A 9,816-nucleotide genomic window follows, 5' to 3' on the forward strand; every position below is an offset into this window, starting at 1 on the left:
ACCCTCCGGCTGCGTCGTCGCGGGAATCTGTTGCGCTCAGTCGCTGCGGGCGGCCTGTTCGCGGTGCCAGCGCATCCACTGCGCCAGTTCCTGGGAAGATGGAGTGGCCAGCGCGTCCAGCGCGGCGACCACTGCCTGCTGGTTGGCGTCGGGATGATTCTGGCTCAGCTTGAGCTTCAGCTGCACGTGCTCGACCTGGAAACGGAAACCGATGATGGCGCGCAGTTCCGGGCCATGCTCGGTGCGCGCGCCATCGAACTGCCAGGCCTGGCCGACGCTGGCTTCGAAGCGGTCGCTGATGGCGCCGACCAGCTCGGCCAGCGCAGCGGTATCGTCAAAGGTATGCAGCTGGCCGCGCAGTTCCGCCGCAGCGTAGTTCCAGGTTGGCACCCGCGCAGCGGGCTCCTTGTCCGGGTACCAGCTGGCCGAGATGTAGCCATGTGGGCCATCGACCAGCACCTTGGCCGCGCCACGATGGCGTGACTGCGGGTTGGCACGGGCCCAGTGCCCGCGCAGCTCGATACGATCACCGTCACGCCGGTACAGCACCGGCATCCGGGTCAGCTCCGGCAGGCCATCGCTGCCCGTGGTGAGCACGGTCACGAACGGATCGCGCGCCAGCAGGCGGTCCAGCCAGAGCAGGTCGGTCTCGGCGAAGGCGCGCGGGGTGAACATGCGCGGGTCAGGCGCGCCCGCCCAGCGACTGGATCATGCGTCCCCGCAGGCCTTCGTCGCTGTCGGCCTGCGGCGGCTGCACTTCATGCAGGCTGAAGCCACGCACCAGTGCGTCTTCCTCGTCCAGGCCGTCGTACTCGACGAACTCGGCATCGAACAGCTGCGAACGGGCGGTGTCTTCGCTGTCATAGCTCAGCGTGTTGCCATCGCTGTCGAGCACTTCAGCGGTGCCGGCCGGGCGCACGCGCAGGCGCGCCCAGATCAGGGTGTTGCCGAGGCTGGCCAGCCACCAGCTGTCGCGCGAGGCGGTGATGTCATTCATGGATGTGTTACCAGAGCGAGGCCAGCCAGAGCAGGGCGGCCATGCCCAGTCCGGCCAGCAGGGTCAGCAGCGATACCCAGGCCGGGGTCGCCAGCCCGGACAACGAGCGGTCCGGTTGCTGGCGATAGTCGCGGCGCAGCAGCCAGGCCAGGGCATCGGGCTTGAGGAAGGCGCCACTGCCGAAGCGCTCGGCGAGCGCCGGATGGCGATCGCGCACGTGCACCAGGGTCAGTGGCCAGAAGATCACGAAGGCACTGAACCCGGCCACTGCAACGCCGACGAAACAGAGGGCGAAGAACAGGGTCATGGGGGCAGTACCTCCGTGGTCGTGTGAAGTGGCTTAGAAGTCCGCGCTGCCCGGGGCGCGCGGGTAGGGGATCGCATCGCGGATGTTGGACAGGCCGCAGACGTACACCACCAGGCGCTCGAAGCCGAGGCCGAAGCCGGCGTGCGGCACCGAGCCGTAGCGACGGAAATCGCGGTACCAGCTGTAGTGCTCGCGGTCCAGGCCGAACTGGGCCATGCGCGCGTCCAGCACGTCCAGGCGCTCTTCGCGCTGGCTGCCGCCGATGATCTCGCCGATGCCCGGGGCCAGCACGTCCATCGCGGCGACGGTCCTGCCGTCGTCGTTCAGGCGCATGTAGAAGGCCTTGATGTGCTCCGGATAGTTGGTCACCACCACCGGGCGGCCGACATGTTCCTCGGTCAGCCAGCGCTCGTGCTCGGTCTGCAGGTCCAGGCCCCATTCGACCGGGAAGTCGAACTTCTTGCCGGACTTCTGCAGCAGGCTGACCGCATCGGTGTAGTCGATGCGTTCGAACGGTGCGTTGATGAAGTCTTCCAGCTTGGTGATCGCGTTCTTGTCCACGCGCTCGGCGATGAAGGCCAGGTCGTCGCTGCGCTCGTTCAGCACGGCGCGGAACAGGTACTTCAGGAACTCTTCGGCCAGGCGTGCATCTTCGGCCAGGTCGGCGAAGGCGATTTCCGGCTCGATCATCCAGAACTCCGCCAGATGGCGGGTGGTGTGGCTGTTCTCGGCGCGGAAGGTCGGGCCGAAGGTGTAGACCTTGCTCAGCGCCAGGCAGTAGGCCTCGACGTTCAGCTGGCCGGACACGGTCAGGAAGGTTTCCTTGCCGAAGAAGTCGCGGCTGAAATCGATCGCGCCCTTCTCGTCACGCGGCAGGTTCACCATGTCCAGGGTGGACACGCGGAACATCTGGCCGGCGCCTTCGGCGTCGGAGGTGGTGATGATCGGCGTGCTGATCCAGTTGAAGCCGTTCTCGTGGAAGAAACGGTGCACGGCCTGGGCCAGGCAGTTGCGGATGCGGGTGACTGCGCCGAACAGGTTGGTGCGCGGGCGCAGGTGCGCCACTTCACGCAGGAACTCCGGCGACATCGGCTTGGGCTGGATCGGGTAGGTGAGCGGGTCTTCGACCCAGCCGACCACTTCTAGCGCGCTGGCCTGGATCTCGAACGACTGGCCCTTGCCCTGCGACTTCACCAGGGTGCCGGTGGCGATGACCGAGCAGCCGCTGGTCAGGCGCTTGATCTCGTCGAAGTTGGCCAGGGTGTCGTTGGCCACGACCTGGATCGGGGCGAAGCAGGAGCCGTCGCTCACATTCACGAAGGCCAGATTCGCTGAACCGCGCACCGTGCGCACCCATCCGCGTACCGTGACTTCGCCGCCTTCCGGGATCTTCCCGGCAAGCGCATGTTCAACGCTGACCACCGTCATGACTTGAATCCTCTGCTGATCGACTCGATCTGTGAACACGGGAGTTTACCGGTTGCAGTGTTCCGCTTGCGAGGCATTTTTCGCGGCAACGGCTCCTTATAATGTCCCCGTACATCTGGAGTAGCCCCATGGCCGTCAGCCTGACCCCCATTGCCTTCGAGCGCGTGCAGCGCTTCGTCGCCCAGACCCCCGGCGCGCTGGGTCTGCGTTTCGGCGTGACCAAGACCGGCTGTTCCGGCTGGGGCCACGTCACCGACCTGGCCCGCGACGAGCGCGAAGGCGATACCGTGTTCGACCAGGACGGCGTGAAGATCTACGTCGATGCCAAGAGTCTGGCGCTGGTGGACGGCACGGTGATCGACTTCGGCAAGCACGGCCTGAGCGAGACCTTCACGTTCAGCAACCCGAACGCCACCGCCGAGTGTGGCTGCGGCGAGAGCTTCACCACCGACGCCGACAAGGCCTGACGCCTGCGCCTTGGTGGTCGCTGACCTTGGTCGGCAGGGGGGAGGGGCGCCCCGGTTCAGCTTCGTCCGGCCCCGCCCCGGTTGCCCGGCACCCCCATCTGCGCCATAATGCGCGGCTTCCTGCCTTCCTGGCGGGAATCCTTGCCCCACCGCGGTCTCAACGGCGGGGGGCTGTCCGGCCGCAAGGCCACATCCGAAAGGTAGAAAAAACATGAGTCGTCATTACGAAATCGTGTTCATGGTCCACCCGGACCAGAGCGAGCAGGTCCCGGCCATGATCGAGCGCTACAAGTCGCTGGTCGAGAACGGCAACGGCACCATCCACCGCCTGGAAGACTGGGGCCGCCGCCAGCTGGCGTACCCGATCCAGAACCTGGTGAAGGCGCACTACGTGCTGCTGAACATCGAAGCCGACCAGGCCGTGCTGAACGAGCTGACCGAAAGCTTCCGCTTCAACGACGCCGTGCTGCGCAACCTGGTCATCAAGCGTGACGAGGCTGACACCGAGCAGTCGCTGATCATGAAGAGCAAGGACGAGAAGGGTGACAAGCCGGAGCGCGGTGAGCGCCGTCGTCGTGACGACGAAGAAGGCGAGTCCACCACCACCGCTGACAACGAAGCCGGCGACGACGCCGCTTCCGCCGCCTAAGGAGCCTTCCCATGTCCAAGTTCTTCCGTCGCCGCAAGTTCTGCAAGTTCACGGCTGAAGGTGTGAAGGAGATCGACTACAAGGATCTCAACACCCTGCGCCAGTACCTGACCGAGAACGGCAAGATCGTGCCGAGCCGCGTCACCGGTACCAAGTCGAAGTACCAGCGCCAGCTGGCGACCGCCGTCAAGCGCGCTCGCTTCCTGGCCCTGATCCCGTACACCGACAACCACGACGTCTGATGCCCGGCGGGGCGGCCCGGTGCCGCCCCCGCTGTGCCAGCTATTCGGACAGCCTTTGTTGCGGGGCGTCGCCTCGCTAACGAATAACTCATCTGGAGCAATACCATGCAGCTGATCCTCCTGCAGAAAGTCACCAACCTCGGCAACCTGGGCGACCTGGTCGACGTGAAGCCGGGCTACGGCCGTAACTTCCTCGTGCCGCAGGGCAAGGCCGTTCCGGCCACCGAGAGCAACAAGGCCGAGTTCGAAGCCAAGCGCGCCGAGTACGAAGCCAAGGCCCAGGCCATCCACGCCGACGCTGACGCCCGCAAGGCCAAGCTGGAAGGCGCGAGCGTGACCATCGCCGCCAACGCTTCGACCGAAGGCAAGCTGTACGGCTCGGTCGGCGCCCGTGAAATCGCCGATGCCTTCACCGCTGCCGGCCTGCCGGTCAGCAAGAGCGAAGTCATCCTGGGCGAAGGCGCCTTCCGCAACATCGGCGAATACGACGTGCTGGTCCACCTGCACGCCGACGTCGAGACCACCGTCAAGGTCGTCGTCGTCGCCGAAGCCTGATCCCGCGCCGCAAGGCCTGGAATCACCGCAGAACGGGCGCCCGCAAGGGTGCCCGTTTTGTTTTATGGCCCGCTTTCTCAGCGTTGCGCCACGCCTGGCCGGCGGGGCGGGGCCGGACAATGTTCCACGCCCATTCGTAGAACACGGCCACATCGGTATACTCAGGGCGTCACACCCGTTCCACGGGCATCGATCCCAACAGGATCAATGACTTGGAGGGTAAACGCAGGCCGCTTGCCGGCCCCAGTCCGGAACCCCTATGCGTCTTTCCACGATCAAGCTGTCCGGCTTCAAGTCGTTCGTCGATCCGACCACCCTGCACCTGCCGACCAACATGACCGGCGTGGTGGGGCCCAATGGCTGCGGCAAGTCGAACATCATCGACGCCGTGCGCTGGGTCATGGGCGAAAGTTCGGCCAGCCGCCTGCGCGGCGACTCGCTGACCGACGTGATCTTCTCCGGCTCCAACGCCCGCAAGCCGGTCTCGCAGGCCACCGTCGAGCTGATCTTCGACAACTCCGACCATACGATTTCCGGCGAATACGCCTCGTTCAACGAAATCTCGGTCAAGCGCACGGTCAGCCGCGACGGCACCAGCAACTACTATCTCAACGGCACCAAGTGCCGTCGCCGCGACATCACCGACCTGTTCCTCGGCACCGGCCTGGGCCCGCGCAGCTACTCGATCATCGAGCAGGGCATGATCAGCCAGATCATCGAGGCGCGCCCGGAAGACCTGCGCGTGTACCTGGAAGAGGCGGCCGGCATCTCCAAGTACAAGGAGCGCCGCAAGGAAACCGAGACCCGCATCCGCCATACCCGCGAGAACCTGGACCGGCTGGGCGACCTGCGCGACGAGATCAGCAAGCAGCTCGAGCACCTCAAGCGCCAGGCCCGGCAGGCCGAGCAGTACCAGGCCCTGCAGGAAGAGCGCCGGGTCAAGGACGCCGAGTGGAAGGCCCTGGAATTCCGTGGGCTCGACGGCCGCCTGTCGAAGCTGCGCGAAGGCCTGTCGCAGGAAGAGACCAAGCTGCAGCAGCTGATCGCAGACCAGCGCGATGCCGAGGCCCGCATCGAGACCTCGCGCGTGCGTCGCGAAGAGGCCGCCGATGCGCTCAATACCGCGCAGGCCGCGGTCTACCAGGTGGGCAGCACGCTGGCGCGCCTGGAACAGCAGATCCAGCACCAGCGCGAGCTGTCGCAGCGCCTGCACAAGGCGCGCGACGAGACCCGCCAGGCGTTGGCCGAACTGGGCCAGCACATCAGCGGCGACGAGGCCAAGCTGATGGTGCTGCGCGAGGCGGTGGAGGCCGCCGCCCCGCAGCTGGAGGAGCTGCAGGAAGAGAACGAGATCAAGCAGGAAAGCCTGCGCGAGGCCGAGGACCGGCTGGCCAGCTGGCAGCAGCGTTGGGAACAGCACACCTCGCAGAGTTCGGAAGCCTCGCGCGCCGGCGATGTCGAGCGTACCCGCGTGGACTACCTGGACAAGCAGGTCCTCGACGCCGACCGCCGCCGCGAAGCACTGGCCGCCGAGCGCGCCGGGCTGGACGTGGACGCGCTGGAAGAAGCCTTCGAGCAGCTGCATCTGCAGCACGACACGCAGAAGACCGCGCTGGACGAACTGGGCGAAGAGGTCGAACACCGCAAGCAGGGCGTGGCAGCCGTGCAGGAGCAGCAGCGCAACGGCCAGAACGAACTGGCCGAACTGCGCAAGCAGGCCAATGGGCTGCGCGGCCGCCTGGCATCGCTGGAAACCCTGCAGCAGGCCGCGCTCGGCCAGGAGCAGGGCGCCGCCGTGGCCTGGCTGAAGGCGCATGGACTGGATTCGGCGGCGCGTGTCGGCGAACGCCTTGATGTCGATGCTGGTTGGGAAAATGCGGTCGAAAGTGCGCTCGGCCAGTTGATCGAAGGCGTGCTGGTCGATGACCCGGACGGGCTGGTCGATGCGCTGGGTGAGCTGGGCGAAGGTCACATCGCGCTGGTTGCCGACGATGATGCGGACCTGAAGGTTGCCCCGACCTCGCTGGCGGCACGCGTGCGTGGCCCGGCCGCGATCCGTCGCCTGCTGGCGCACCTGCACGGTGCACGTGATCTGGCCGAGGCGAAGACGCTGCAGGCCAGCCTGCCCGAAGGCGATTCGATCATCACCCAGGGCGGCGAGCGCCTGGGCCAGGGCTGGCTGCGCGTTTCGCGCTCGGGTGCGGCCCAGCAGGGCGCATTGCTGCGCGAACGTGAGATCAACGAACTGCGCGAGCAGATCGAGCAACTGCAGGATCGCGAGGCTGAGCTGGAAGAGCAGCTGGCCGGCTTCCGCGAGCAGTTGCAGGCCGCCGAGCAGCAGCGCGAAGACGCACAACGCACGTTGTATCAGGCCCACCGTGCGGTGTCCGAGCTTGCCGGCCAGCTGCAGGGCCAGCAGGGCAAGGTGGAAGCCGCTCGTACCCGCATCGACCGCATCGAAGGTGAACTGAAGCAGCTGCAGGAAACGCTGGAAGCCAACAACGCGCAGGCGCGTGAAGCGCGCTCGCGGTTGGAGAATGCGGTCAGCAGCATGGGGGATCTGGAATCAACCCGGCAGCGCTTGGAGGGCGAACGCCGCCAGCTGACCGAGGCGCGCGACCTCGCCCGTGATGCTGCGCGTGCGGTGCGCGAACGCTCGCATTCGCTGGCGCTCACCCTGGAATCGCAGCGTGCGCAGCTGGCGTCACTGAGCCAGGCCCTGGAGCGCATGGGTACCCAGCGCGGGCAGCTGGATTCGCGCCTGGGTGAACTGCACTCGCAGCTGGATGAAGGTGATTCGCCGGTCGAATCGCTGCAGGCCGAGCACCAGAACGCACTGGAAGAACGGGTGCGTGCCGACCGCGTGCTGACCGAGGCGCGCACGCTGCTCGATGGCATCGACGCCGAGCTGCGCAACTATGAGCAGACCCGTCACCAGCGCGACGAGCAGGCGCTGGCCCAGCGCGAGCGTATTTCACAGCGCAAGCTGGACCAGCAGGCGCTGGTGCTCAGCGCGGACACCCTGCAGGGCGCGGTGGAAAAGGCCGGTTTCGTGCTGCAGGACGTACTCAATGCACTGCCCGAAGACGCCCGCCTGGGCGACTGGGAGCAGGCCGTGCACCAGATCGACGGCCGCATGCGCCGGCTGGAGCCGGTCAACCTGGCGGCCATCCACGAGTACGGCGAGGCCTCGCAGCGCTCGGAGTACCTGGATGCGCAGCATGTGGACCTGACCACCGCGCTGGAGACCCTGGAGGACGCCATCCGCAAGATCGACCGCGAGACCCGTGGCCGTTTCAAGGACACCTTCGACCGCGTCAACGCAGGTGTACAGGCGCTGTATCCGCGTCTGTTCGGTGGCGGCCATGCTTATCTGGAACTGACAGGTGAAGACCTGCTCGACACCGGTGTGACCATCATGGCGCGTCCCCCGGGCAAGCGTGTCTCCAGCATCTCGCTGCTGTCCGGTGGCGAGAAGGCGATGACCGCAGTGGCGTTGGTGTTTGCCATCTTCCAGCTGAACCCGGCGCCGTTCTGCCTGCTGGACGAGGTGGACGCGCCGCTGGACGAAGCCAACGTCGGCCGCCTGGCCAACATGGTGAAGGAAATGAGCGAGAAGGTGCAGTTCCTGTTCGTCAGCCACAACAAGGCCACGATGGAGGCCGCCCACCAGCTGTCGGGCGTGACCATGCGCGAGCCGGGCGTCAGCCGCCTGGTCAGCGTGGACCTGGAAGAAGCTGCGCGATTGGCGGGCGCGGCCTGACGTGCCATCCTAGTTACCTGAATGAACTAGCCGGAGAACCTATCGAATGTCCGACACGGCACTGTTGCGCATCGGCATCCTGGCCGCCGGCCTGCTGTTGATCGCCGCGATCTTCCTGTTTGGCCGTCCGAAGAAGAAGCCCCAGGGGCGCCGCGTGGAAAGCGCGGAGCCAAGCAGTGGCGAGCGTCGCGAGCCGGTGCTGGGCGAGGATGGTGTTGCGCTGGCTGATGGCCGGGTCGAACCGGGCATGGGCGGCGAAGGCGAGCAGGCCGAACTCGGCCTGGCCGACACCGACGCCGGGGCCAGCGACCTCGGCAAGCGCGCCACCCAGGACTTCGACAAGATCGTCTCGTTGTTCGTGGCCGCCCGCGCCGGCGAGCAGCTGCGCGGCGAGGACATCGTGGTCGCGGCCGAAAAGACCGGCCTGGTGTTTGGCCACATGAATGTCTTCCACCGCCTGGTGGAGGCCCATCCCGAGCGCGGCCCGATCTTCTCGATGGCCAGCATCATGAAACCGGGCAGCTTCGACATGGCCAACATCCGCGCCATGGAAACCCCGGCGATTGCCTTCTTCCTGACCCTGCCTGCGCCGCTGACCGCGCTGGACGCCTGGGAGAAGATGCTGCCGACCGTGCAGCGGATGGCCGAACTGCTGGATGGCGTGGTGCTGGATGACAGCCGCAATGCCCTGGGCCGCCAGCGCATCGCGCACATCCGCGATGAGCTGCGTGCCTACGACCGCCAGCACCAGGCACCGCCGCTGACCAAGACCCCGCGCTGGTGAGCGCCATGGCGTGCCGGCCAACGGTCGGCACCCACCGTCGGTCGTTGTTCGGTATCCCCGGGTAGATCCACGCCATGCGCGGATGGCGTTGTGTAGAGTCGAGCCATGCTCGACTGGGGCCTTCCCTACACATCTGACCGCATTCAAGCGATACCCGACTGGACCCGGTCCGGTAATGCTCAGGCATGCCCAGCCCACGTCTCCTGAAAGGTCGTTGGTCGCAATCCCGGAATGTCTACGCGATCACCACGATCACTCACCGCCGTCAGCGATTCTTCGATGACGCCGATCTGGCGGCACTCGCGGTGGCGACGCTGCAGCGCCTCCAGCAGGAGGGCCGATGTATCAACCTCGCTTGGGTGGTCATGCCGGACCACATTCATTGGTTGATGCAGCTTCGCGGAGGAACGCTTGCTGCTTCGGTGCAGATCATGAAATCCCGGTGCAGCAGGTTGTCAGGAACCGACGGGCCACTTTGGCAGCGGGGGTATTACGACCACGCTGTGCGATGTGATGAGTCCCTGCGGAGTCAAGCACTGTACATTGCCGCCAACCCTGTCCGTGCGGGCCTGGCGGAACAGTTGGGCGAGTACCCATTTGCGTGGTGCCGATGGTTTGATCGGG

General features: G+C 66.2%; 11 protein-coding genes. 7 read left to right on the forward strand and 4 right to left on the reverse strand.

From position 1 onward, the window contains the following. Positions 1-36: 36 nt before the first annotated feature. Genes N7590_RS11290 through asnS form a run of 4 tightly spaced genes read right to left on the reverse strand, consistent with a single transcriptional unit; the run spans position 37 to position 2,732 of the window. Positions 37-675 (reverse strand): FMN-binding negative transcriptional regulator, encoded by a 639-nt coding sequence (locus tag N7590_RS11290; RefSeq protein WP_053511339.1) that lies wholly within the window; start codon positions 673-675, stop codon positions 37-39. A gap of 7 nt (positions 676-682) precedes the next feature. After that, entirely contained in the window at positions 683-997 is a 315-nt protein-coding gene (locus tag N7590_RS11295) for a hypothetical protein (protein WP_006453002.1), read from the reverse strand. A gap of 7 nt (positions 998-1,004) precedes the next feature. Then, positions 1,005-1,304 carry a hypothetical protein gene (locus N7590_RS11300; RefSeq protein WP_005417403.1) on the reverse strand — a complete coding sequence of 100 codons (300 nt, stop codon included), beginning with the start codon at positions 1,302-1,304 and terminating at the stop codon, positions 1,005-1,007. 33 nt (positions 1,305-1,337) lie between these two features. Continuing rightward, on the reverse strand, positions 1,338-2,732 hold the full coding sequence (gene asnS, locus N7590_RS11305; RefSeq protein ID WP_053450222.1) for an asparagine--tRNA ligase: 1,395 nt from the start codon (positions 2,730-2,732) through the stop codon (positions 1,338-1,340). 128 nt (positions 2,733-2,860) lie between these two features. Between asnS and N7590_RS11310 the strand changes: the two genes are divergently transcribed. The 7 genes from N7590_RS11310 to N7590_RS11340 all read left to right on the forward strand — a co-directional run. Continuing rightward, positions 2,861-3,199, forward strand: coding sequence for an iron-sulfur cluster assembly accessory protein (locus N7590_RS11310; protein ID WP_006452998.1), 339 nt, complete (start codon positions 2,861-2,863; stop codon positions 3,197-3,199). A 211-nt stretch (positions 3,200-3,410) separates the two neighbouring features. Next, a complete protein-coding gene (gene rpsF, locus N7590_RS11315) occupies positions 3,411-3,848 on the forward strand; it encodes a 30S ribosomal protein S6 (protein ID WP_049445625.1) in 438 nt (145 codons plus the stop codon). Positions 3,849-3,859: 11 nt separating this feature from the next. After that, the gene (gene rpsR / locus N7590_RS11320; protein WP_002804494.1) at positions 3,860-4,090 is read left to right on the forward strand and encodes a 30S ribosomal protein S18; all 231 of its coding nucleotides are present in this window, start codon (positions 3,860-3,862) and stop codon (positions 4,088-4,090) included. 105 nt (positions 4,091-4,195) lie between these two features. Then, a complete protein-coding gene (gene rplI, locus N7590_RS11325; RefSeq protein WP_006452981.1) occupies positions 4,196-4,645 on the forward strand; it encodes a 50S ribosomal protein L9 in 450 nt (149 codons plus the stop codon). A 259-nt stretch (positions 4,646-4,904) separates the two neighbouring features. Beyond that, positions 4,905-8,408, forward strand: a complete 3,504-nt coding sequence (gene smc / locus N7590_RS11330) for a chromosome segregation protein SMC (RefSeq protein ID WP_164240949.1) — start codon at positions 4,905-4,907, stop codon at positions 8,406-8,408. 46 nt (positions 8,409-8,454) lie between these two features. Then, on the forward strand, positions 8,455-9,192 hold the full coding sequence (gene zipA / locus N7590_RS11335) for a cell division protein ZipA (RefSeq protein ID WP_164240950.1): 738 nt from the start codon (positions 8,455-8,457) through the stop codon (positions 9,190-9,192). A 185-nt stretch (positions 9,193-9,377) separates the two neighbouring features. After that, on the forward strand, positions 9,378-9,816 hold a 439-nt coding region (locus N7590_RS11340), incomplete at its 3' end, for a transposase (RefSeq protein WP_279935516.1).

The organism is Stenotrophomonas sp. GD04024 (assembly GCF_029837545.1).
GTDB classification, from domain to species: domain Bacteria; phylum Pseudomonadota; class Gammaproteobacteria; order Xanthomonadales; family Xanthomonadaceae; genus Stenotrophomonas; species Stenotrophomonas forensis.

Coding starts and splice junctions, on each gene's coding strand:
- N7590_RS11290 (WP_053511339.1), bottom strand. CDS start 675: ATGTTCACCCCGCGCGCCTTCGCCGAGACCGACCTGCTCTGGCTGGAC.
- N7590_RS11295 (WP_006453002.1), bottom strand. CDS start 997: ATGAATGACATCACCGCCTCGCGCGACAGCTGGTGGCTGGCCAGCCTC.
- N7590_RS11300 (WP_005417403.1), bottom strand. CDS start 1,304: ATGACCCTGTTCTTCGCCCTCTGTTTCGTCGGCGTTGCAGTGGCCGGG.
- asnS (WP_053450222.1), bottom strand. CDS start 2,732: ATGACGGTGGTCAGCGTTGAACATGCGCTTGCCGGGAAGATCCCGGAA.
- N7590_RS11310 (WP_006452998.1), top strand. CDS start 2,861: ATGGCCGTCAGCCTGACCCCCATTGCCTTCGAGCGCGTGCAGCGCTTC.
- rpsF (WP_049445625.1), top strand. CDS start 3,411: ATGAGTCGTCATTACGAAATCGTGTTCATGGTCCACCCGGACCAGAGC.
- rpsR (WP_002804494.1), top strand. CDS start 3,860: ATGTCCAAGTTCTTCCGTCGCCGCAAGTTCTGCAAGTTCACGGCTGAA.
- rplI (WP_006452981.1), top strand. CDS start 4,196: ATGCAGCTGATCCTCCTGCAGAAAGTCACCAACCTCGGCAACCTGGGC.
- smc (WP_164240949.1), top strand. CDS start 4,905: ATGCGTCTTTCCACGATCAAGCTGTCCGGCTTCAAGTCGTTCGTCGAT.
- zipA (WP_164240950.1), top strand. CDS start 8,455: ATGTCCGACACGGCACTGTTGCGCATCGGCATCCTGGCCGCCGGCCTG.